The sequence below is a fragment of the Azospirillum sp. Marseille-Q6669 genome (assembly GCF_965111635.1).
The window spans coordinates 194635-217250 of the sequence record NZ_CBCOOP010000002.1; the positions used below are offsets into that span (position 1 = coordinate 194635).

Annotated in this window: 20 protein-coding genes; 12 read left to right on the forward strand and 8 right to left on the reverse strand. The window is 69.6% G+C overall.

Annotated features, from left to right (window positions below; translation table 11 throughout):
* Positions 1–2: 2 nt before the first annotated feature.
* From ACWPXE_RS12125 to ACWPXE_RS12145, 5 genes are all read left to right on the forward strand, one after another.
* Positions 3–887, forward strand: coding sequence for a branched-chain amino acid ABC transporter permease (locus ACWPXE_RS12125; protein WP_014240019.1), 885 nt, complete (start codon positions 3–5; stop codon positions 885–887).
* Entirely contained in the window at positions 880–2619 is a 1740-nt protein-coding gene (locus ACWPXE_RS12130) for a branched-chain amino acid ABC transporter ATP-binding protein/permease (RefSeq protein WP_454018074.1), read from the forward strand. Before ACWPXE_RS12125 ends, ACWPXE_RS12130 begins: the two co-directional genes overlap by 8 nt.
* The gene (locus ACWPXE_RS12135; protein ID WP_454018075.1) at positions 2619–3326 is read left to right on the forward strand and encodes an ABC transporter ATP-binding protein; all 708 of its coding nucleotides are present in this window, start codon (positions 2619–2621) and stop codon (positions 3324–3326) included. The genes ACWPXE_RS12130 and ACWPXE_RS12135 overlap by 1 nt, the downstream gene beginning before the upstream one ends.
* Before the next feature lie 148 nt (positions 3327–3474).
* Positions 3475–4683 carry a hypothetical protein gene (locus tag ACWPXE_RS12140; RefSeq protein ID WP_454018076.1) on the forward strand — a complete coding sequence of 403 codons (1209 nt, stop codon included), beginning with the start codon at positions 3475–3477 and terminating at the stop codon, positions 4681–4683.
* A 151-nt stretch (positions 4684–4834) separates the two neighbouring features.
* Positions 4835–6583 (forward strand): chloride channel protein, encoded by a 1749-nt coding sequence (locus tag ACWPXE_RS12145; RefSeq protein WP_454018077.1) that lies wholly within the window; start codon positions 4835–4837, stop codon positions 6581–6583.
* 22 nt (positions 6584–6605) lie between these two features.
* Here the strand turns inward: ACWPXE_RS12145 and ppk2 are convergent, their stop codons facing one another.
* Entirely contained in the window at positions 6606–7568 is a 963-nt protein-coding gene (gene ppk2, locus ACWPXE_RS12150; RefSeq protein WP_454018078.1) for a polyphosphate kinase 2, read from the reverse strand.
* Positions 7569–7682: 114 nt separating this feature from the next.
* Positions 7683–8510, reverse strand: coding sequence for a polyphosphate kinase 2 family protein (locus ACWPXE_RS12155; RefSeq protein ID WP_454018079.1), 828 nt, complete (start codon positions 8508–8510; stop codon positions 7683–7685).
* A 230-nt stretch (positions 8511–8740) separates the two neighbouring features.
* Between ACWPXE_RS12155 and ACWPXE_RS12160 the strand changes: the two genes are divergently transcribed.
* Together ACWPXE_RS12160 and ACWPXE_RS12165 are read left to right on the forward strand one after the other, a co-directional pair.
* The gene (locus tag ACWPXE_RS12160) at positions 8741–12088 is read left to right on the forward strand and encodes a maltotransferase domain-containing protein (RefSeq protein WP_454018080.1); all 3348 of its coding nucleotides are present in this window, start codon (positions 8741–8743) and stop codon (positions 12086–12088) included.
* 90 nt (positions 12089–12178) lie between these two features.
* Positions 12179–12502 (forward strand): hypothetical protein, encoded by a 324-nt coding sequence (locus tag ACWPXE_RS12165; RefSeq protein WP_454018081.1) that lies wholly within the window; start codon positions 12179–12181, stop codon positions 12500–12502.
* Positions 12503–12515: 13 nt separating this feature from the next.
* On the opposite strand, the gene ACWPXE_RS12170 is transcribed toward ACWPXE_RS12165, so the two are convergent.
* Both ACWPXE_RS12170 and ACWPXE_RS12175 read right to left on the reverse strand, forming a co-directional pair.
* A complete protein-coding gene (locus tag ACWPXE_RS12170; protein WP_454018082.1) occupies positions 12516–13229 on the reverse strand; it encodes an EAL domain-containing protein in 714 nt (237 codons plus the stop codon).
* 201 nt (positions 13230–13430) lie between these two features.
* The gene (locus ACWPXE_RS12175) at positions 13431–15749 is read right to left on the reverse strand and encodes a xanthine dehydrogenase family protein molybdopterin-binding subunit (RefSeq protein ID WP_454018083.1); all 2319 of its coding nucleotides are present in this window, start codon (positions 15747–15749) and stop codon (positions 13431–13433) included.
* A 154-nt stretch (positions 15750–15903) separates the two neighbouring features.
* Here ACWPXE_RS12175 and ACWPXE_RS12180 point away from each other — a divergent pair, with 154 nt between their 5' ends.
* The 3 genes from ACWPXE_RS12180 (at position 15904) to ACWPXE_RS12190 (ending at position 18105) form a co-directional block, all read left to right on the forward strand.
* Positions 15904–16602 carry an SOS response-associated peptidase gene (locus ACWPXE_RS12180; protein WP_454018084.1) on the forward strand — a complete coding sequence of 233 codons (699 nt, stop codon included), beginning with the start codon at positions 15904–15906 and terminating at the stop codon, positions 16600–16602.
* A gap of 139 nt (positions 16603–16741) precedes the next feature.
* Entirely contained in the window at positions 16742–17131 is a 390-nt protein-coding gene (locus ACWPXE_RS12185; protein ID WP_454018085.1) for a thermonuclease family protein, read from the forward strand.
* A gap of 194 nt (positions 17132–17325) precedes the next feature.
* Positions 17326–18105 carry a PhyR family response regulator anti-anti-sigma factor gene (locus tag ACWPXE_RS12190; protein WP_035672802.1) on the forward strand — a complete coding sequence of 260 codons (780 nt, stop codon included), beginning with the start codon at positions 17326–17328 and terminating at the stop codon, positions 18103–18105.
* Between the two features lie 95 nt (positions 18106–18200).
* Here the strand turns inward: ACWPXE_RS12190 and ACWPXE_RS12195 are convergent, their stop codons facing one another.
* The 4 genes from ACWPXE_RS12195 to ACWPXE_RS12210 all read right to left on the reverse strand — a co-directional run bounded on the left by ACWPXE_RS12195 (position 18201) and on the right by ACWPXE_RS12210 (position 20956).
* Positions 18201–18458, reverse strand: coding sequence for a GlsB/YeaQ/YmgE family stress response membrane protein (locus tag ACWPXE_RS12195; RefSeq protein ID WP_014240033.1), 258 nt, complete (start codon positions 18456–18458; stop codon positions 18201–18203).
* Positions 18459–18601: 143 nt separating this feature from the next.
* On the reverse strand, positions 18602–19258 hold the full coding sequence (gene rpe, locus ACWPXE_RS12200) for a ribulose-phosphate 3-epimerase (protein WP_454018086.1): 657 nt from the start codon (positions 19256–19258) through the stop codon (positions 18602–18604).
* A gap of 125 nt (positions 19259–19383) precedes the next feature.
* Positions 19384–19803 carry a winged helix-turn-helix domain-containing protein gene (locus tag ACWPXE_RS12205; protein ID WP_454018087.1) on the reverse strand — a complete coding sequence of 140 codons (420 nt, stop codon included), beginning with the start codon at positions 19801–19803 and terminating at the stop codon, positions 19384–19386.
* A gap of 139 nt (positions 19804–19942) precedes the next feature.
* Complete coding sequence (locus tag ACWPXE_RS12210) at positions 19943–20956, reverse strand: zinc-binding alcohol dehydrogenase family protein (protein WP_454018088.1); 1014 nt, start codon at positions 20954–20956, stop codon at positions 19943–19945.
* A 132-nt stretch (positions 20957–21088) separates the two neighbouring features.
* Here ACWPXE_RS12210 and ACWPXE_RS12215 point away from each other — a divergent pair, with 132 nt between their 5' ends.
* Together ACWPXE_RS12215 and ACWPXE_RS12220 are read left to right on the forward strand one after the other, a co-directional pair.
* Entirely contained in the window at positions 21089–21466 is a 378-nt protein-coding gene (locus tag ACWPXE_RS12215) for a winged helix-turn-helix transcriptional regulator (RefSeq protein ID WP_454018089.1), read from the forward strand.
* Positions 21463–22581: an NnrS family protein gene (locus ACWPXE_RS12220; protein ID WP_454018090.1), complete on the forward strand. Its 1119-nt coding sequence runs from the start codon at positions 21463–21465 to the stop codon at positions 22579–22581. Before ACWPXE_RS12215 ends, ACWPXE_RS12220 begins: the two co-directional genes overlap by 4 nt.
* Positions 22582–22616: the final 35 nt, after the last annotated feature.

The following is a 22616-nucleotide window of genomic DNA, read 5'->3' on the forward strand; positions in this document are numbered from 1 at the left end:
CCTTGATCACCCTGCAGCTTCTCGTCAACGGCCTCGCCCTGGGTGCGGCCTACGCGCTGGTCGCGCTGGGCTTCGTGCTGGTGCTGAACGCCACCGCGGCGGTGAATTTCGCGCAGGGCGATCTAGTGATGGCCGGCGGGCTGCTCGGCGTGGCGCTGGCGCCGCATCTGCCGGGTTATCTGCCGCTGCCCGGACTGCTTCTGCTGCCGGTGGTGCTGGTGCTGATGGCCGGGCTGGGGCTGCTGCTGGCGGCTGCGGCCTATCTGCCGCTGCGCCGCCGCCCGCCGGTGGCGGTCTTCATCAGCACCATCGCGGCGGGGATCATCCTGCAAAACGGCGCCTCCGTCCTGTTCGGGCCGGAACCACGGGCGGCACCGCCGCTGCTGAGCGGGGGAACGCTCGACCTCGGCGGGCTGGTGGTGGCGGAGCAGTCGCTGGCCATCATCGCCGTTGCCGCTCTGCTCATCGCCGGGCAGCAGTGGCTGTTCGGGCGGACCCAGCTCGGCCGCCGCCTGCGCGCTACGGCGCAGGACCCGGAGATGGCGCGGGCCTGCGGCGTGCCGGTGACGGCGATGATCCTGATCACCTTCGCGCTGGGCACCGCCTTCGCCGGGGCGGCGGGGCTGCTGCTTGCCAACCGCTACTTCGTCACGCCGACGGCGGGCGGCGACCTGATCCTCAAGGCCTACATCGCCGTGACCATCGGCGGCTGGGGTTCCGTCCCCGGCGCGGTGGCCGGCGCGCTGCTGATCGCGCTGTTCGAGGTGGGGGTGTCGTCGGTTCTGTCCTATCCGGTGGCGCTGGGGCTGCTCTACGCGACGCTGCTGGTCATCCTGGTCGCCCGTCCGCAGGGGCTGTTCGGTGAGGCGGCGCGGCGCCGTGCGTAGGATCGTGCATAAGGTGTGGGCGCTTGCCCCCACCCTGACCCTCCCCCGCTGGGCGGGGGAGGTGATTGGGGTCGCGGTGCTGGTGGCGTACGCGCTGCTGTACGCGTCGCCGTACGGGCTGCGCGTGCTGACGGTGGCGGGGGTGTACGCGCTGGCCGCTATCGGGTTCCAGATCGTCTTCGGACTTGGCGGTGCGCTTTCGCTGGCCCACGGCGCCTTTTTCGGGATCGGGGCCTACGCCACCGGCATCTTGGGCAGCCAGTGGGGGTGGGGCTTCGCCGCGACCTTCCCGGTGTCTCTTCTGGTGCCGCTGCTGCTGGCCCTGCTGGTCGGGCTGCCGGTGCTGCGGCTGGAATCCCATTACTTCGCGCTGGCGACGCTGGGCATCGCGCAGGTCGTCCATCTGCTGGCGGTCAACAGCCCCGCCCTGACCGGCGGCGCCAACGGGCTGCCGGGCGTGCCGGGCATCGTCCTGTTCGGCTGGGCGGTGCCGCGCGGGCTGCCGCTGGCGGCGGTGGTCTGGGGCTTCGTGGCGCTGGGCGGGCTGCTCGCCTGGAGGCTGGTGCGAGGGCGCTGGGGACGGGCGCTGACTCTGGTTCGCGACGACCCGCTGGCGGCGGGAGCGCTGGGTCTGGACGTCGGCGGGCTGCGGTTGGCCGCCTTCGCGCTGAGCGCCGTCTATGCCGGGGCGGCAGGCGCCCTGGCGGTGCACACCCAGCGCGTCGTCTCGCCGGAAGTGTTGGAGTTCCCCGTCATGGTCTCCGTCCTCACCATCGCCGTGGTCGGCGGGCGCGGGCGGGTGGCCGGGGCGATCCTGGGAGCGGTGCTGCTGCTCCACCTGCCGGAGTGGTTCCGCTTCCTGGAGCGCAGCTATCTGATCGTCTATGGGGTGGCGCTGCTCGCCACCATCGTGCTGGCCCCGCATGGGTTGACCGGCCTGCTCGATCGGCTGTTCCCGGCCCGCCCAGTGCTCTTGCCGAAGCCCAAAGCTCCGCCGGAAATGGCCATTCCGAATGGGCCTTTGCTGCGGGTGGACGGGTTGACCAAGGGCTTCGGAGGGGTGCGGGCGGTGGACGGCGTGTCGCTGACGCTGGAGGCCGGGACCATCACCGGGCTGATCGGCCCCAACGGCTCCGGCAAGACGACGCTGGTCAATCTGATCTCCGGCCTTGAGACGCCGGACGGCGGGCGGGTGCTGCTGGGCGGGACGGATCTCGCTGGAAAGCGGCCCGACCGCATCGCCCGCGCCGGGATCGCCCGCACCTTCCAGGCGGTCAGCCTGCCGGAGGGCGCCAGCGTCCTGGCCGCCGTGGCCGCGGCGCGGCTGGAGCGTGACGGCTCGATCGCCCAGGCCGAGGCCCATGCCCTGTGGGCGCTGGAGCGGCTGGGTGCTGCGGACCTCGCCGCCAAGCCCTGCGCCGGCTTGCCTGCGGCGCTGCGCCGCCGGGTGGAACTGGCCCGCGCGCTCGCCCGCCAGCCTGCCGTCCTGCTGCTCGACGAACCGGCGGCGGGGCTGACCGACGGGGAGAAGGCGGAACTGGCCGGTCACCTGCGCGCCATCGCCGCCACCGGCACCGCGCTTCTGGTGGTGGAGCACGACATGGGCTTCCTGCTGCCCCTCGCCGGTCATGTGTTGTGCCTGGACCAGGGGGGCCCGCTCTACGCCGGCCCGCCGGAGGGCGTGCGGAACGATCCTGCCGTGATCGCCGCCTATCTGGGGGAGGGGGCGTGATGAATGCACCCCTGCTGCATGTCGAAGGGCTGACCGCCGGCTATGGCGGGGCGGTGGCGGTGGACCGGCTGTCGCTGTCCGTGGCGGCGGGGGAGGCCGTGGCCTTGCTGGGCGCTAACGGGGCGGGCAAGTCGACGCTGCTCAAGGCCATCCTGGGCCTCGTCCCGGCGACGGGCGGGCGTGTCTGGCTGGCTGGGGAGGAGATCTGCACCCTCGCCCCGGAACGGCGGGTGCGTCGCGGGCTGGGTTATGTGCCGGAGGGGCGGCGCGTTTTCCCCGGCATGAGCGTGCGCGACAATCTGGAGGTGGCGAGCCGGCTGGGCCGGGCCGAGCGCGCCCGCGACCTGGAGCGCGCCTTCGCCCTGTTCCCAGCGCTGGAGGGCAAGGCGGAGGAACGGGCGTGGCGTCTGTCCGGCGGGCAGCAGCAGATGCTGGCGGTGGGCCGCGCGCTGATGGGCCGCCCGCGGGTCCTGCTGCTCGACGAGCCGTCGCTCGGCCTGTCGCCCAAGCTGGCGGGGGAGGTCTTCGCCGCCGTCCGCGCCATTGCCGCGACCGGAACGGCGGTTCTGGTCGCCGAGCAGAGCGCCGCCCGCGCCATGTCCGCCGCCGGGCGCGTTGTCCTGCTACGGCTCGGCCGGGCGGTGCATGACGGGCCGGTGGAAACCCTTCCGGCCGACGCGCTGCGGGACGCCTTTCTAGGCGGCTGATTTCAGTGCGGAGGGTGGCGCCGGACGCAATTCGGCATTGCGGCAACAGGCCGGGATCTTTGTCGTGACTTTCTCGTCTTGCGCTTGCCGATCCCAAACGGCGGGGCTAGCTTCCGGCGTCGCACCGCCCGTAAGGATTACCTCTGCCATGCTGGACAAAGCCGTCGCTGCTGCACTCTCCTCCCTTCTTCTGCTGGGCGCCGCCGCCGTCCACGCCGATGGGGCGCAGGTGGCGGAGCTGGTCCCCGTGAACCCGCCGACCATGTATTACCCGGCACCGTCCTCCGGACCCGCGCCGACGCCCCGCACCGTCGCTCCTTCGGCGCCGTCGGCTCCGGCCGCCGCCGATCCGAATGAAAAGACCGGACCGGCCGAGCTTGAGGACGGCTGGGAAGGCGGCCCGTCGCGCGACCGGGATGGCAAGTTCGCCTATTGCGCCATCGAGGGCCGCTTCGACACCGGCCATGTCCTGATGATCGCGCGCAACGTCAAGGGCGAGGTCAACCTGGGCATGGGCATCCCAGGCGCCGAGTTGCCGAACGGCGAGCAGTGGAAGGTCAAGGTCGTGGTGGATGGCAAGCTGACGCGCGAACGGCGCGCGCTGGCGCCCAAGCCGGACATGCTGGTCATCCCCAACGGCAAGGACGAGGAGCTTTACACCGCCCTGATGAACGGCAAGGAGGTGGTCTTCGCCTCCGACGCCGACCGCATGGCCTTCGCGCTGAAGGGCACCAAGAAGGTGCTCACCGACCTGAAGACCTGCGTGGACAAGGCCGGCGCCGTTCCGCCCATCGACACCCGCACCAAGAAGGTCGCGACCCGCCCCGACGAACTGCCGGAAGGGCTGGCCGACCTGCTGAAGGCGGCCGGCGTGCGCGACGTCAAGCGCGTGTCGCTGGAAAACGTGCCGAAGGGCGAGCGTCCCGCCGACATGGCTTGGCGCATCGGCCCGATCGTCGGCGGCATCCGCGAGCGGATGGTGGAAGAAGGGTCCAAGCTGGAGGATCTGTCCGCCGGCTATGTCGACGCGATGAAGAAGCGCTGCGAGGGCGGCACGCCGACCGCGTCGCTGAGCGCCGTCGAGGACCTGCCCGGCCTGATGCTGCGCACCGGCTCGGTCGATTGCGCGCTGAAGGAGGGCAAGATGCACGTCTCGTTGACCTTCTTCCTGTCGCCCGGCCGCCTGTTCACCATCCTGTTCCACGAGGCGCAGGAGGCCGACATCGGGCTGGCCGACAAGGTGCGCGACAATCTGGCGGAGGTGCTGCGCCGCCTCGCCGTCAACCCGCCCGCCGCCCAGCCTTCGGCTCAGCCGTCCGGCGCCTCTCCGGCTGCGGCCCAGACGGGCAAGCCCTAAAGGGTTAGGGCCGCGCCGCGCGGTTGACGGCGCGGAGGCAGGGCACACATTGACCGGCATGCCGGATGACATGACGGGAATCCGGGGCGCCGCGGGGGAAGCGGCCGGCGCCCTGACCAGAGCACGAAACCCCGGCCGGCGGTTCCTCAGGGTGCTGACACGGCGGAGCCTGCGCGACAGCGTCCTGGGCGTGCTGATGCTCGCCGGGGCCATCGGCGCCGGGGTCGGGCTGGCCGTGGCCCTGCTGCACGAGGCCGTGGTCTGGACGCAGTCCTTCGTCTTCTCGGTGGAGCATGGGCAGGATCTGGGCGAGGCCGCGCTGGCCGACCCCTGGCGGACCCTGCTGGTCCCCGCAGTCGGCGGCCTGTTGCTCGGCGTGATGGTGAAGCTGGTGCGGCGCTGGCGCTCCAACGACATCGTCGACCCCGTCGAGGCGAACGCGCTCTACGGCGGCAAGATGTCCCTGATCGACAGCCTGCGCCTGACGCTCGCGACCCTGCTGTCCAACGGCTCCGGTGCGTCGGTGGGGATGGAGGCGGCCTACACCCAGGCGGGGGCGGGCATCGCTTCGACGCTCGGGCAGAAGCTCCGTCTGCGGCGGGCGGACCTGCGCACGCTGGTCGGCTGCGGGGCGGCGGCGGCCATTTCCGCCGCCTATGGCGCGCCGCTGGCTGGCGCCTTCTACGCTTTCGAGCTGGTCATGGGCGGCTACACCATCGCCACGCTGGCCCCGATCGGGGCAGCCTCGGTCGCCGCGGTGGCGGTGGCCCATTGGCTGACCGACCCGTCCCCGGCCCTGTTCTTCGGCCGCCCGGTGGCGGTGGAGGGCTGGGACTATGTCGCCTGCGGGGTCCTCGGCTTCCTGGCGGGCTGGCTCAGCATCCTCGCCATGCAGGCGGTGACGGTGGCCGAGCGGGGCTTCCGCGCCTTGCCCATCCCCGTCTGGGGGCGCCCGGCGCTGGGCGGCCTCGCCCTGGGCGCGCTGGCTCTGGCGGTGCCGCAGGTGCTGGGCGCCGGACCCGGCGCCGACCCGTCGCAATTGGCCCGCGGGCTGGAGGCCATGGCGGTCCTGCTGGTCGCCAAGATCGTCGCGTCGGCCCTGTCACTCGGTTCCGGGTTCCGCGGCGGTCTGTTCAGCGCCTCGCTGCTTCTCGGCGGGTTGTTCGGTGGCCTGGCCTATGGGGTGGTCGAGCTGCTGGTGCCGGGGCTGGGGCTCGACCGGATGCTGCTGGTGCTGGCCGGAATGGGTGCGGTGGCGGCGGGCATCATCGGCGCGCCGGTCACCATGGTGCTTCTGGTGCTGGAGGCGACGCAGGACTTCTGGGCGGCGTCCGGCGTGCTGATCGGCGTGGTGGTGTCGACCACCGTGGTCCGGCAGGCCTTCGGCTACTCCTTCGCGACGTGGCGCTTCCACCTGCGCGGCGTGCCGATCCGCGGCGCCTACGACGTCGGCTGGGTGTCGGAGCTGACGGCGATGCGGCTGATGCGCGGCGACGTGAAGACGATCCTGACCACCCAGACCCTGGACACGCTGCGCCGCTTGCACCCGCTGGGCGCCGCCAAGACCGTCTTCGCGGTGGAGCCGGACGGCTCCTACGCCGGCATCATCGACATGGGCGCCGTGCACGACCCGTCGCTCGGTGACGAGGACGCGAAGACGCCGGTGGGCGAGCTGGCCAAGCACGCCGACGACTTCCTGCGGCCGGGCGACGACGTGCGCAGCGTGCTCCAGCGCTTCTGCAGCGCCGAGGTGGAGGCCCTGCCGGTCGTGACGTCGCCCACCGACCGCCGGATCGTCGGCTACGTCACCGAGGCTTACGCCCTGCGCCGCTACAGCCAGGAGCTGGAGCGGCAGCGCGGCGAGGAGCTGGGCGAACGCAGCCTCTACGGGCGGGACTGACCACTGTGCCTTGGGGCGGCGGTCAGTACACCTCCGGCACCCAGTTCTGCTTCGACTTCTTCGGCCGCTTGTAGCCGTCGTCGCTCTGCCGCGGCGGCAGATCCAGCTCGACCGGGGCAATGTCCTGGTAGGGGATCTGCTGCAGCAGATGGTGGATGCAGTTCAGCCGGGCCTTCTTCTTGTCGTCGGCGTCGACAATGTACCAGGGTGTCAGCTTCTTGTCGGTGTGCTCCAGCATGGCGTCCTTGGCCTTGGAGTACTCGACCCAGTGCTTGCGCGATTCGAGGTCCATCGGGCTGAGCTTCCAGCGCTTGATCGGGTTGCGCATCCGCTCGGTGAAGCGCTTCTCCTGCTCCTCGTCGCTGACCGAGAACCAATACTTGATCAGGATGATGCCCGACTGGACCAGCATCTCCTCGAACAGCGGGCAGGCGCGCAGGAACTCCTGGTACTCCGCGTCGGTGCAGAAGCCCATGACATGCTCGACGCCGGCGCGGTTGTACCAGCTGCGGTCGAACAGGACGATTTCACCCTTGGCGGGAAGCTGCGCCACGTAGCGCTGGAAGTACCATTGCCCGCGCTCCTTCTCGGTCGGCGTGCCGAGCGCCACGATCCGGCAGACGCGGGGGTTGAGGCTCTCGGTGATGCGCTTGATGACGCCGCCCTTGCCGGCGGCGTCGCGCCCCTCGAACAGCACGCAGACCTTCAGGCCGTTGACCCGCACCCATTCCTGCAGCTTGATCAGCTCGAACTGCAGCCGGGCCAGTTCGTCGATGTACTTGACCTTCTTGCCGCCCTTCGACGGCTTGCCGCCGCCCAGCTCGCGCCAGTGGGACTCGATGGCCGCGACCTCCTTGGCGTCGCGCAGCACCTCGCCGCCGGTGGCCGGCACCCCGAGGCCGAGGTCCTTCAGCTTCAGCGCCTTGCGCTTCTTCCGCGGCTTTTCCTCCGCCCCGGCCCCGGCACCCGTCTTGACCTCGTCCATCGAACGCACCCTGCTTATTGTTTTACCCGCCAACCAACGCTAGGAGATGCCAGCGCGTCAGGCAACCGCCTGCGCGCCCACCGCGACGAAGTGACCGGGGGCAGGGGCCTGTTTTCAGTCCTTCCCGTTGCCGTCGAAGGTCAGATGCACGCCCAGAACCTCCGCGGCGATCCGGGCGACGGTCAGGTCGATGGGCGGCGGCGCGACGTTGACGCCGCGGCTCAGCGCCTCCGTCACGATCTCCATCACCTTCAGGCGGGCGTGCCATTTCGAGTTGGCGGGAACCGCCTGCCAGGGCGCCGTCTCGGTCGAGGTCTTCTCGAACATCGCCTCGATGGCCTTGCTGTAGTCGTCCCAGCGGGCGCGGTTGCGCAGATCCTCCTCGGTCAGCTTCCAGCGCTTGTAGGGGTTGCTCAGCCGCTCGCGGAAGCGGTTGAGCTGCTCGTCGGGCGTGATGTGCATGAAGATCTTGATGATGCGGACCCCGTCGTCGGTCAGCATCTTTTCGAACTGGTTGATCTCGTCGTAGGCGCGCTTCCACTGCTCCTTGTCGGCGAAGCCCTCCACCCGCTCCACCAGCACGCGGCCGTACCAGGAGCGGTCGAAGATGGCGAAGGTGCCGGGGGCGGGCAGCTTGGTCCAGAAGCGGTAGAGGTAGTGCTTGCCCTGCTCGTCCGCCGTCGGGGCGCCGATCGGCCAGACGTGGAAGCCGCGGGGGTCGAGCGGTTCGGTCAGGCGGCGGATGCAGCCGCCCTTGCCGGCGGCGTCCCAACCCTCGAACACCAGGATGGCGCGGCGCTTCTCGTGCCAGTAGGTCTGCTGGATGTGCAGCAGGTCCTTCTGGAGTTTGGCGAGGCGGCGTTCGTAGTCGTCCTTGCTGCCGATGCCCTCCGCCGTCATATCGAGCTTGTCGAGACGAATCTTGCCGTTTCCGTTGCCCATGCACGCACCTTTCGAAATGTCTGGCCCAAGTTTCAGATTTCGGAACCTTCGCGCTTCGCAGGGGTTGAGCGCGTGCGCCCCGCAGGGCGCGCGTTGCAACCTCGCGATGGTCCTTCCGGTGATGGTCTTTCGGCCGGTGACGGTCTTCTGGACGATCCACGGGAGGCGCCACGCTTGTCAACCAGCGGCGACCGGCTGGCGTGCCGCTGCCGACCAGGAGGAATTCCCCGATGGCCACCGCCGGACCGCGCATCTACAACCTGTTTCCCACGCTCGTCGGCCCGATGCGCGACTGGGCCGGGCATCTGCCCCGCATCCAGGGGATGGGCTTCGACTGGCTGTTCCTGAATCCGATCCATTACCCGGGCTTCTCCGGCAGCCTCTACGCCGTGAAGGATTATTACCGGCTGCACGACCGCATCCAGGGCGGCGCGCCGGAGCATCCGGACGAGCTGCTGCGCGGCTTCATCGCCGAGGCGGGGCGGCACGGCCAGTCGGTGATGCTCGACCTCGTCATCAACCACACGGCCAAGGACGCGATCCTGGTCGGCGAGCATCCGGACTGGTACCGGCGCGACGCCAACGGCGACCTTTACAGCCCGCGGGCCGTCGACCCGGTGGACCCGTCGCGGGTCACCATCTGGGGCGACCTCGCCATGCTCGATTATGAGCGGGCCGATGTGCGGGCGGGGCTGACCGACTATTGGACGCGGTACCTGCGCCATTGCATCGGGCTGGGCGTGAAGGGCTTCCGCTGCGACGCCGCCTACCAGATCCCGGCGGAGGTGTGGAAGACGCTGATCGACCGCTCCCGCGCGGCCGATCCGGAGGTGAAGTTCTTCGCCGAGACGCTGGGTTGCACGGTGGAGCAGGTGCGCGACCTGTGCGGGGCGGGTTTCGACTTCCTGTTCAACAGCGCCAAATGGTGGGACTTCAAGTCCGACTGGCTGCTCGACCAGTATGACGAGTTCCGCTGGATCGCCCCCTCCATCGCCTTCCCGGAAAGCCACGACACCGACCGTCTGGCGGCCGAGGTCGGCAGCCAGGACACAGAGCGGCTGGCCGCCCAGTTGAAGATGCACTACCTGTTCGCCGCCTCCTTCTCGACCGGCGTGATGATGCCGGTGGGGTACGAGTACGGCTTCACCCGCAAGCTGGACGTGGTGAGCACCACGCCGGACGATTGGGAGGACCCGAAGCTCGACCTGACCGGCTTCATCGGGGCGGTCAATGCCATGAAGGCGGACAGCCCGGCGCTGAACGTCGAAGGGCCGCAGCGGCGCGTCACCTCTCCCCACAATCCGGTGATCGGGCTGATCCGCGACACCAGCGGCTGGGCCAACGGGAGCGGAGAGGGTTGCAACGTCCTGCTCATCAACCCGGACGAGAACCAGCCGCACGCCATCGACCCCGGCCCGCTGCTGGCCAGCAGCGGTGGCGGTTTCGCCGATTTCGAGGACGTGACCCCTGAGGCCGAGCCGCTGCCCTTCGAGCCGGGCCGCGATCTGCGCCTGCGCCCGCTGGAGATGCGCGTCTTCCGCGCCCGCCCGGCGCAGAGCCGCCCCATCGAGCTGAACCATCTGGGAGAGCGCGGGGCGGAGCATGACGCCGGCACCCGCGCCTGGATGGACGAGCTGGCCTCCCGCCGCGTCACCATCGAAAACGTCTATCCGGAGTTGGACGGCGGTCGTTTCCCGGTGAAGCGGGTGGTCGGCGACGTGATGGAGGTGTGGGCGGACATCTACACCGACGGCACCTTCGTCCTCGGCGCCGCCGTCACCTACCGCCCGGTCGACGAGGAGGAATGGCGCGAGGTGCCCATGACCTTCGTCGACAACGACCGCTGGGTGGGCAAGCTGCCGCTGACCCGCAACACGCGCTACCAATACAGCATCCTGGCGTGGCGCGACGTCTGGGAGAGCTGGCGCGCCGACTTCAAGAAGAAGCACGACGTCGGGATGGACGTGAGCCTGGAACTGATCGAAGGCCGCCGCTTCGTCGAGCACGCGGTCGGGCAGAATGAAGGAGAGGGCCGCGCCGCGCTGGAGCGGGTGGTGGAGCGGATGACCAGCCTCCATGGGCCGGAGCTGATCGCCTACGCCCTGTCGGACGAACCGCGCCACGCCATGGCGAAGTATGGCGAGCGGCAATATCTGTCCCGCTACGGCTGCGACCTGGAGGTCTATGTGGACCGCACCGCGGCCCGCTACTCCGCGTGGTTCGAGATCTTCCCGCGCTCGGCCTCGCCGGACCCGTCGCGGCCCGGTACCTTTGACGACGTGTCGACCATGCTGCCCTTCATCCGGGGCATGGGCTTCGACGTGCTGTACTTCCCGCCGATCCACCCGATCGGGCGCAGCTTCCGCAAGGGACGCAACAACACGCTGAACCCCGGCCCGAACGATCCCGGCGTACCCTACGCCATCGGCGCGACGGAGGGCGGGCACGCCGACATCGACCCGATGATCGGCGACTTCGACGGCTTCCGCCGTCTGGTCAAGGAGGCGCGGCGGCACGGCATCGAGATCGCTCTGGACTTCGCCGTCCAGTGCTCCCCCGACCATCCCTGGATCAAGTCGCATCCGCAATGGTTCTACTGGCGCCCCGACGGCACGATCCGCTACGCCGAGAACCCGCCGAAGAAGTACCAGGACATCGTCAACGTCAGCTTCTACCGCGAGGCCTATCCGGACCTGTGGTATGCGCTGCGCGACGTCGTGCTGTTCTGGTGCGACGAGGGGGTGCGCATCTTCCGCGTCGACAACCCGCACACCAAGCCCTTCCCCTTCTGGGAATGGATGATCCGCGAGGTGCAGGACCGCTTCCCCGACGCGCTGTTCCTGGCCGAGGCCTTCACCCGGCCCAAGCTGATGCGGCGGCTTGCGAAGATCGGCTTCACCCAGTCCTACAGCTACTTCACATGGCGCAACACCAAGGCGGAACTGACCGAGTATCTGACGGAGCTGACCCAGGGCGAGTCCAAGGACTACATGCAGCCCAACTTCTTCGCCAACACGCCGGACATCCTGCCGCCGATCCTGGTCCATGGCGGGCGGCCCGCCCACATGATGCGCGCCGTGCTGGCCGGCACCTTGTCGGGCGTCTACGGTCTCTACGCCCCGTATTTCGTCTGCGAGGCCGACCCCTATCCGGGCAAGGAGGAGTACAACCACTCCGAAAAATACGAGATCCGGCATTGGGATTGGAACAAGCCCGGCAACATCGTCGACTACGTCACGCGGCTGAACAAGATCCGCGCGGAGAACCCGGCGCTCCATAAGTTCACGAACCTGAAGTTCTACAACGCCTACGACGACAACATCCTGCTCTTCGGCAAGATGACGGAGAGCAAGGACAACGTCATCCTGATCGCGGTGAACCTCGACCCGCACAACGGCCATGGCGGCACCATCGAGGTTCCGTTGTGGGAACTGGGGCTGGACGACGGCGCCCATGTCCAGGTGGAGGATCTGTTCACCGGCCAGCGCTTCACCTGGATCGGCAAGTTCCAGCATGTCTGGCTCGATCCGCAGCAGAACCCGGCGGCGATCTGGCGCATCCGTCCGCCGGGGCGGTGACGGGAAGGGGGCGCGTAGAGCCCCCCTACACCACCAACCCACCGAAACGCTGGCGTTCCCGCCCAACCCAAGCTAGAACCGCGCCGGTCCGTGACGGTTCTTCCTTGTGGGGGACGGGTGCAGTACCGACTCGACGACGAGGCGTCCCTGTGTTCGATCGACATCCTGGCTCAGGCGGTCGAGCGCATCTGCGTCAAAGGCGTGCTGGAGTTGCGCATGCTGCGCAACGCGCTCCGCGAGGCGGCCACAAGCCCGACCCCCGACACGGTGAAGTTCGCCTTTGCCATGTTCTCGCGGGTGGACCGCGACTATCGCCGCCTGATCGCGCACGAGGCGCTGACCCTCGCGACCGAGCAACGGGGGCGTTACGCCGCCCCCCGGCCGCGGGCGGTGCGCCGCCCGCGGATGCTGTGATCGGCCACTGTTCTCAGGCCACCGCCGGTTCGAAATCCATGGCGGGTGACACCAGCCGTTCCACCGCCGGGCGGGCGAACAGATAGCCCTGCATCAGCGTGATCCCCAGATCGCGCAGCGCCTTTGCCTCGCCGGGCGTTTCGATGCCCTCGGCCACCGGGGTGATGCCGAGATCGCGGCACACGGTGAGGATCGCGCCGACGATGCTGCGGCGGGTGCGGTCGGTGTCGATCGAGCGTGTCAGTTCCATGTCCAGCTTGATGATGTCCGGCTGGAACTCGGCGAGCAGGTTCAGGCCGGAGTAGCCGGACCCGAAATCGTCGATGGCGGTGTGGAAGCCCTGGCGCTTGTATTCGGTGAAGATCGACTTCAGATGGGCGCCGTCGACGACCCGCTCATTCTCCGTCACCTCGAAGATGATGCGCTCCGGCGGGAAGCCGGTACGCTTGGCGGCGGCGAGCGTGGCGCGGATGCAGGCTTCGGGCTGATAGACGGCGTTGGGCAGGAAGTTGATCGACAGCCGGGTGTCGGGTTGCTGGTCCATGCCGAGGCTGGCGGCCAGCTCGATGGCCTTGACCCGACAGGCCTGGTCGAAGGCGTAGCGGTTGGCATCGGTCACCTGACCCAGCACCCAGCCGGCCCCCTGACCGTCAAGGCCACGCACCAGCGCCTCGTGCGCCCACGGACGCCCGCCGCCGCCGACATCGACGATCGGCTGGAAAGCCATGGTGAAATCGAACCCCAAACCCTCGGTGCATTGCCCGCCGCACCCGCCGACCCTGATCCGCTCCGCCGTCATGCCCGTTTCTTTCGTGGGGTGATTCTATGTTAATTCATTATAGCATCTATATTGACTCAAATTTGTTCAACGCAAGGTGTGACATCGGGTCTGGAAATAGGGCCTATGACGTCGTTACTCCGTTCTTCGTCATTCCGCAGCGGCTTTACTATGCGTTTGGATCGTGGTCCATACGGACAGCGGGGTCGCCGGCATGTCGATGTGCTCGATTCCATAGTCGGAGAGCGCGTCCACCAGGGCGTTGATGACCGCGGGCGGTGCGCCGATGGCCCCGGCCTCGCCGGCGCCCTTCATGCCCAGCGCGTTGGTGGTGCTGGGCACGCAATTCAGCTTGATGCGGATGTCCGGCACATCCACCGCGCGCGGCATCTGGTAGTCCATGAAGGAGCCGCTGAGCAGCTGGCCGCTGTCCGGGTCGAAGACCACCCGCTCCTGAAGCGCCTGCCCGATGCCCTGGGCGACGCCGCCATGGACCTGACCCATGACCAGCAGCGGGTTCACCACCGTGCCGAAATCGTCGACGACGGTGTAGCCGACGACCTCGACCACCCCGGTGTCGGGATCGACCTCGACCTCCGCCACATGGCAGCCGTTGGGGAAGGTGTTGGCCGGCGGGGTCCAGCGGGCCACCTCGGTGAAGGCGATGGGGCCTTGCGCGGCGGCTTTGGCGGCCACCTCCTTGAAGGAGACGCTGCGGTCGGTGCCGACGACGCTGAAGCGGCCCTCGACGAACTCAACGTCCACCGCGGCGGTCTCCAGCAGATCGGCGGCGACCTCGGTCGCCTTGGTCACCACGCGTGCCGCCCCCTCGGCCAGGGCCGCCCCGCCCACCGGGACGGAGCGGGAACCGCCGGTGCCGGCCCCCCAGGACACGCGGTCGGTGTCGCCCTGCACGACCTCCACATCCTCCGGCGGGACGCCCAGCCGGTCGGCGATGATCTGCTTGTAGGCGGTCTCGTGGCCCTGGCCGTTGGTCTGGGTGCCGATCATCAGGACGATGCGCCCGTCGCCGTTGACCTGCACCGTCGCCTGCTCCGCGCCGCCGCCCGCGCAGGCCTCGATGTAAGTGGCGATCCCGGCCCCGCGCAGCTTCCCGCGCGCCTTCGCCGCCGCCTTGCGGGCGGGCAGGCCGGCGTGGTCGGACAGCTCCAGCCCGTCGCGCAGATTCTGCTCGAACTCGCCGGTGTCGTAGGTCTGGCCCATCGGGGTGGCGTAGGGCATGGCGGCGGGCGGGATGAAGTTGCGCCGCCGGATCTCCGCCGGGCCGAGGCCGGTGACGCGCCCGGCATGGTCGATCAGCCGCTCCAGCAGATAGGCCGCCTCCGGACGACCGGCGCCGCGGTAGGCATCCACCGGCTGAGTGTTGGTGAAGACGCCCTTGACCCGCACATAAACCGCCGGCGTGGTGTAGGAGCCGACGAGCATCGCCGACCCGGCGTCGGTCGGGATGAAGGGGCCGTAGTTCGACAGGTAGGCCCCCAGGTTGGCGACGGTGTCCACCCGCAGCCCGAGGAAGCGCCCGTCGCCGTCCAGCGCCAGCCGGGCGCGGCTGACATGGTCGCGCCCGTGGTCGTCGCTGAGGAAGCCCTCCGTCCGCTCCGCCGCCCACTTCACCGGCCGGTTCAGGCGGCGCGCGGCGAACAGGCAAACCATGTATTCCGGGTAGTTGAACAGCTTCATGCCGAAGCCGCCGCCAACGTCGGTGGTGATGACGCGGAATTTCTCCTCCGGCAGGCCGAACAGTTGGGCGAACTGCTTGCGCAGCCCGTGCACGCCCTGGCTGGTGACGTAAATGACCAGCCGGCCGGTCTCCGCCTCCACCGCGGCGAGGCAAGCGCGGCCCTCCATCGGGTTGGCGACGACGCGGTTGTTGACGATCTCCAACTCCACCACGCGGGCGGCCTTGGCAATCGCCGACTCCACCGCCTCTTCCTCGCCCTGCTCCCAGTCGAAGCAGAGGTTGCCCGGCGCCTCGTCCCACACCTGCGGGCGGCCCGCTTCCAGAGCCTCCGCCGTGCCGGCGATGGCGGGCCGGTCGTCGTAATCGACCATCACCAGCTCCGCAGCGTCGCGGGCGGCATCCAGCGTTTCGGCCACCACCACGGCGACCGGATCGCCGACGTGACGCACGCGTCCCTTGGCCAGCGCCGGGCGGGGCGGGGCGACGTAGGGCGAGCCGTCGCGCTGGGTCAGCGCCGCGGCGCAGGGAATCGGCTGGACGCCGTCCGCCTCCAGGTCGGCGACTGTGAAGACGCCGAGCACCCCCGGCTGCGCCGCCGCCTCCGCCGCGTCGATCCCGCGGATGTCGGCGTGGGCGTGGGGGGAGCGCACGAAGACCGCGTAGGTCTGGCCGGGAAGCGACACGTCGTCGGTGTAGCGCCCGCCGCCGGTCAGCAGGCGCGCGTCTTCGGTGCGGGGGACCGGCTGGCCGATGCCGAACTTCATCATGGGGCGGGGTCTTTCCTGTTGCGCGGGCCTGTCGCGTGGAGAAACACCCGGAGAAGATAGGCGGAGCCTTGGCCGGCGAAAACCCTCGGTTGGGCATAAGCCGGCGGTGGCGTGGGGGCTCCGGGCCACCTATTCTTAGGCCATGTGCGGACGCATGATACTCGCCACGCCGGCCGCGGAGGTTCAGCGGCTGTTCGGCTTCCCCGAACTGCCGAACCTCCAGCCCCGCTGGAACGTGGCCCCCACCCAGCCGGTGCCCGCCGTGCGGCGGGAGGAGGATGGGCGCCATCTGGTGACCCTGCGCTGGGGCCTCGTGCCCTTCTGGGCGGACGACCCGTCCATCGGGGCGCGGCTGATCAACGCGCGCGGGGAGACGCTGGCCGAGAAGCCATCCTTCCGGGAGGCGTTCCGCAAGCGGCGCTGCCTGGTTCCCGTGGACGGTTTCTATGAGTGGAAGGCCGAGGGCAAGCGCAAGCAGGGCTACGCCATCCGCCGCCGCGACCGCGCGCCCTTCGCCTTCGCCGGCCTGTGGGAGCGCTGGAACGGCCCGAAGGGCGGCCCGGCCCCTGCGGAGCCCTTGGAGACGCTGACCATCGTCACCACCACGGCGAACGCGGTGCTGAAGCCGCTGCACGAGCGCATGCCGGTGATCCTCGACGAGACGAGCTGGGACCTGTGGCTGGACCCCGCCGCCCCGCTGCCGATGCTGGAGGGGCTTCTGAAGCCGGCGCCCGACGCGCTGCTGGAGGCCCATCCGGTGGGACCGCGCGTCAACAACGTGCGCAACGACGACGAGGCGTGCGCGGCTCCCTTGGACGATGCACCGCCCGATGACGCGCCGACCCTGTTCTGAGTGGCTCGCTTCTTTGGTGGCAATTCTTCTCATCGGCTCAACCGATACGGTGTATGCCCAGGGAGGGACGACCAAAGGCAAGGTCGCCAACACCCCCAATGAAACGTTAAAAGGACAGGGTGTCGCCATGGAGGGCGATATGCTTTCCATCAAGGGTGCACCGGTTCGCCTCATGGGGATCGACGCCCCCGACGTCGGGCAGAAATGCCGGAACCGTTACGGGCATGAGCTGGACTGCTTCCGCATCGCCACCGCGGTGCTGGCCAGCCTGATCAAGGACCAGGAGGTGACCTGCACCATCGCCGAACGCGACCGCAACGGCCAGCAACTGGGCGAATGCCGGGTTCTCGGCGTCGATCTGGGGGCGGCCATGGTGGCGCGCGGCTGGGCCTTCGCCTACCGCAGCCTGTCGCCGGCCTACGCCTCCAGCGAGGCCTTCGCGCAGAGCCGCCGGCTCGGCCTGTGGGCGGGGCAGGTGGAGAAGCCCTGGCAATGGCGGTCCCGCCAACAGCGGGAGCAGGCGCGGTAGGCCCAGCGATGCGGTTCGGCCATGTGGCCTCTGCCAACGGGGGAAGGGGGACTCGGCCTTTTTTTCGGTTCGCCCTCCTTGGGGGGCGTGATAGTGTTTCAGAGTGTTAACAAGTTATGAATCAAGCCGACCGGCCAGCGCCCCTCGGTGCCGAAGGCCGGAAGGACCCACCCACCGGCGCGGAAGAACGGGTCATGCGAGTCTACGCACGCCAGCTTTACGATCATCTCCCCTACCTGCGCCGCTACGCGCGCGCGCTGACCGGAGCGACCGAACGCGGTGACGATCTCGTGACGCGCTGCGTCGAGGTCGCCGTGATGGCCCCGTCCCGCTTCGGACTGGAAGCCGGGGCGCGGGTGCCGCTCTATGCCCTGCTGAATCTGCTGTTCGACGAGGACGGGGACGGGCTGCCGACCCCGTCGCCGCACCCCATCGAACGGGCGCTGGCGTCCCTGCCGGAAGGCGAGCGGCGCATGTATCTGCTGATCACGCTGGAGGGGCTGACGGTTCCCGAAGCCGCCCAGGTGCTGCAGATCCCCGCGCCGGAGGGTCAGGACCGGCTGACCGTCGCCCGCGACAAGGTGCGCAACGCCCTGACCCAGCGGGTCCTGGTGGTCGAGGACAACCCGATCCTGGCGATGGAGATCGGCTCGCTGGTCACCGACATGGGCCACGTCGTCTGCGGCACCGCCAACAACGAGCAGGAGGCCCTGGAACTGCTGGAGGCCGAGAAGCCGACGCTGGCCCTGCTCGACGTCCGGCTGGCCGATGGCGGCAGCGGGGTCGAGGTCGCCCGCCGGCTGCGCCAGAAGCGCGCCATGCGGACCATTTTTGTCACGGCCTTCGACGGCGACTTGGAGGAGGCGGACGCCCGCCATCTCGGCCAGATCGTCCGCAAGCCCTTCACCAACGAGGCGATCCAGGCGGCGATCTCCCGCGCGGTCTTCATGCCGAGCCCGGTGGCCCTGGCGTAACAACTGCGGTCCGGTGATCTGCAGTCCGGATGGAAAAGCGAAAGGGCGGCCCCGTCGGGCCGCCCTTTGCGTGTGCGGTGTGGTGTGCCGCAGTCTCAGACGGTGGTCCGGCGCCCGGCGATCATGCGGTAGATGGCCAGGATGATGATGGCGCCGACGATGGCGCCGATGAAGCCGGCCCCTTCGCCCGCCCGGTACCAGCCCACGGCCTCGCCCAGATAGGTGGCGACGAAGGCACCCGCGATGCCGAGCAGCGTGGTGATGATGAAGCCGCCCGGATCACGGCCCGGCATCAGGAACTTGGCGACGATGCCGGCCAGGAAGCCGATGATGATCGTCCACAGAATACCCATAACCTCTCTCCCTCCAGTATCGATGTCCTCGATCCCACGCAGCCATAACGCCCAGAACGGCGTTTGGTTCTGCCCGAAGGAGGACCCTCTTGCGGATAAACCCACCTGGAGCATGGCCGGGAGGGAGAGGGGTGGGCCGGAGATCAGCTCCGGAGAGCGCGGATGTTGGCGGCGTAGCGGTCCGGCCCGCCGGTGAAGGTGGCGGTTCCGGCGACCAGAACGTCGGCGCCCGCCTCGATGGCGATGCGGGCGGTCTCGCCGTTGATGCCGCCGTCCACCTGGAGGTCGATGGGCTTGCCCAGCGCGTCGATGCGGCGGCGCAGCTCATGGATCTTGGGAAGCTGGCTGGCGATGAAGCTCTGCCCGCCGAAGCCGGGGTTGACCGTCATGACCAGGACGAGATCGAGGTCTTCCAGCAGATAGTCGACGGCCTCCAGCGGGGTGGCCGGGTTCAGCGACAGGCCGGCCTTCTTGCCCAGCGACTTGATGAGCTGGATGGTGCGGTGGACGTGCGCGCCGGCCTCCGGATGGACGGTGATGATGTCGGCGCCGGCGTCCGCGAAGGCGGCGATGTAGGGGTCCACCGGGGAGATCATCAGATGCACGTCGAAGGGCTTCGCCGTGTGCGGGCGCAGCGCCTTCACCACCGCCGGGCCGATGGTGATGTTGGGAACGAAATGGCCGTCCATCACGTCGATGTGGATGTAGTCGGCGCCCGCCGCATCGATGGCGCGCACTTCCTCGCCCAGCCGGGCGAAATCGGCGGAGAGGATGGACGGGGCGATCTTGACCGGGCGCATGGCGGACATCCTTGGCGTGAACGGTGCAGGGAAGGGTGGTGGAAAATCCGCCTTCCCATACCACGGCTCCTCCGTCGCCCCAACCCCTCTCGCCGTTCCGGCCCTCTCGCCGTCCGGAGGAACCGTCAGGCCGGCTTGCAGCCGGGCTTCAGCCCCGGATCGCCGGAGAAGCTCCCGTCGTCCGCCGGGTCGCTTCCCGCGCCATACCCGGCGTTGAGCATCCCCTCCAGCGCCTCCAGCCGGGAGGTGGCGGCGGCGAAGGCGTCGCGCTCGACCGCGCGGTAATGCTCGATCACCCGTTCGCCGAAGGCGGTCAGCGCGGTCCCGCCGCCATGCTTGCCGCCCACCGCGGCGGAGACCACCGGTTCGGCGAAGATGCGGTTGAGGTCGTCGACCAGCAGCCAGGCACGGCGGTAGGACATGTTCAGCGTCCGCGCCGCCGCGGAGATGGAGCCGGTGTCCCGGATCCGCTCCAGCAGCATGATCTTACCCGGCCCGACCGAGCCGCCGGTGTCGAAGTCGATGCGGATGCGCAGGCGGGTCATGGCGCCATCCAAGACGCACCGGTCTCTCCGGCCCTCTTTCGGCCTCCGAGCCATCTCACCCCGGCCATGCGCGCTCCTCCGCTCCGCGTCCTTTTGAGCGGGAGACTGACCGTCCCCCGCCCAAAAGGCAAGGCGCGGATCAGAAGCCGGCCAGCACGATCTTGCCCTTGGCCCGCCCGCTTTCGAGCAGGGCGTGGGCGCGCGTCAGATTGGCGGCGTTGATGATGCCGAACGTCTCGGCCAGCGTCGTGCGGACGGTGCCGGCGTCGACGAGGCGCGACAGCTCGCTGAGCAGCGCGTGCTGGGCGGCGATGTCGGCGGTGCCGAACACCGGCCGGGTGAACATGAACTCCCAATGCAGCGACACGCTCTTACGCTTCAGCACCATGACGTCCAACCCCGCCGGATCGTCGATCAGCGCGACGCGGCCCTGCGGGGCGATCAGGGCGGCGATCTCCGGCAGATGGGCGCCGGTGTCGTTGGTCGAGAAGACGAAGGCGGGGGCGCCGATGCCCAGCGCCTCCACCTGGGCGGCCAGCGGCTTGCGGTGGTCGATGACGTGATGGGCGCCCAGGTCACGGCACCAAGCCTGCGTCTCCTTGCGGGAGGCGGTGGCGATGACCGTCAGGTCGGTCAGCTGCCGGGCGAGCTGGATGGCGATGGAGCCGACGCCGCCGGCCCCGCCGACGATCAGGATGGCGTTGGCCGCCCCCGGCACCGGACGCCGCACGTCCAGCCGGTCGAACATCGCCTCCCACGCGGTGATGCTGGTCAGCGGCAGGGCGGCGGCCTGGGCGAAGTCGAGGCTGGCCGGCTTCGGCCCGACGATGCGCTCGTCCACCAGATGGAATTCGGCGTTGGTGCCGTCGCGGTCGATGGCCCCGGCGTAGAAGACGGCGTCGCCCGGCTTGAACAGCGTGGCCTGCGGCCCGGCGGCGACCACGACACCGGCGGCGTCCCAGCCCAGCACCTTCATGGCGCCCGGTGCGGGCGGCATGTTGCGGCGGACCTTGGTGTCCACGGGGTTGACCGAGACGGCCTTGATCTCGACCAGCAGGTCGCGGCCCCGGGGCTCGGGGGGGGGGCGCTCGACGTCGATCAGGGCGTCGGGGGCGTCGATGGGCAGGGATTGGGTGAAGGCGACGGCGCGCATGGCCTCAAGTCCTTGTACTTCTTGTTGCGTGCTTGTTGCGGCGTGTTGTGCTCTGCCGACAGACTTGCGCCTTGCAGCACCGACGCGCAAGAATGCACATAAAACGCACATAGTGTCGAAAAGGATACCGTCATGGCCCGCGTTCCCCACGCCAATCTGGACTGCTCGCCGGGCTGCCCGGTGGAGGGCGTGCTCGCTCTCATCGGCGGGAAGTGGAAAGGGCTGATCCTTTACCATCTGCTGGACGGCACGCTGCGCTTCAACGAAATCCGCCGCCGCGTGCCGAACGTCACCCAGCGCATGCTGACCACCCAGCTCCGCGAGCTGGAAGCGGACGGGCTGCTGGTCCGCACCGTCTATGCGGAGGTGCCGCCGCGTGTCGAATACAGCCTGTCGCCGCGCGGGCGGAGCCTGGAGCCGATCATCCTGGCGCTGAAGGCCTGGGGCGAGGAGCATCTGCGGCCCACCGCCGTGGTTTCTGACGCCGCTTCCGCCGTCGTCGCGGCATGAGCGCCTTCGTCCCACCGCCCCCGCAACGTCCCTGGGGGCACCGCCTGTTCTTCCCCGCCGCCGCCCTTTACGGGGCGCTCAGCGTGCCGCTGTGGGTGGCCGGCTATTTCGGCTGGCTCGGCATCGGCTGGACCCCGGCGCTGCACGCGCACGAGATGCTGATGGGCTACGCGCTGGCGGTGGTCGGCGGCTTCCTGCTGACGCGCCCGTCCGGGATGGCGCTGGCCGTCGCCTTCGCCGCGTGGCTGGCCGGGCGGTTGGCGGTGCTGGGCGGCCTGCCGCCGGAGGTCGCGGCACCGCTGGCGCTGGCCTATCCGGTGGCGCTCTTCGTGATCGCTGGCGTGCCCTTCCTGCGCGCCGCCAAGAGCGGCCACAACATGCTGTTCGGCCCGGTGATCGGCGCCTTCGCGTTGGCCGAGGCGCTGGTCTGGTGGGGCGGTGACGGCGGGCGGACGGGCGCGCTGTTTGCGCTTCATCTCGTCGGCATTCTGATGCTGGTGATGGGCGGGCGCATCATCCCGTCGGCCACGGCGGGGGAGGTGCGCAAGCAGGGCGGGACGCTGGTCGAGCGGGTGCAGCCGCGCCTGGAATGGGCCGGCGTCGCCGGGGCGGTGCTGGCCGCCCTGACCGTGGCCGCCGGGTTCCCGTCCGGCCCGCTGGCCTGGATCGGGGCGGCGGGCGCGGCGCTGGCCGGGGTGACCGCCTGGGCGCGTCTGGCGCGCTGGCGGACGGGCGCCGTGCTGAAGCGGCCGGACCTGTGGAGCCTGCATCTGGGCTATGGCTGGCTCGGGCTCGGCTGGCTGTTCCTGGGTGTCGAGCGGCTGGCCCCGCTGACCGGCGGGGCGGGCTGGCACGTGATCGGGGCGGGCGCGCTCGGCACGCTGGCCGCCTCCATGATGGTGCGCGCGACCCTGCAGCGGGAGGCGCTGCCGCCGGACTTCTCCCGGCCCGCCACCGCCGCCATCGCTCTGGTCGGCCTGTCCGCCGCGCTGCGCGTCGCCGCGGCCAGCACGGCGCCGGACCTGCTGATGCCTGCGGCGGCGCTGGCCTGGATGGGCGCGCATCTTCTGGTGTTGTGGGTGCTGTTGCGCGTGCCGAAGCGGATCAGGGCGTGACTTTGGCGCCCTGATGTTTGGCGTTCCGGTTCTGG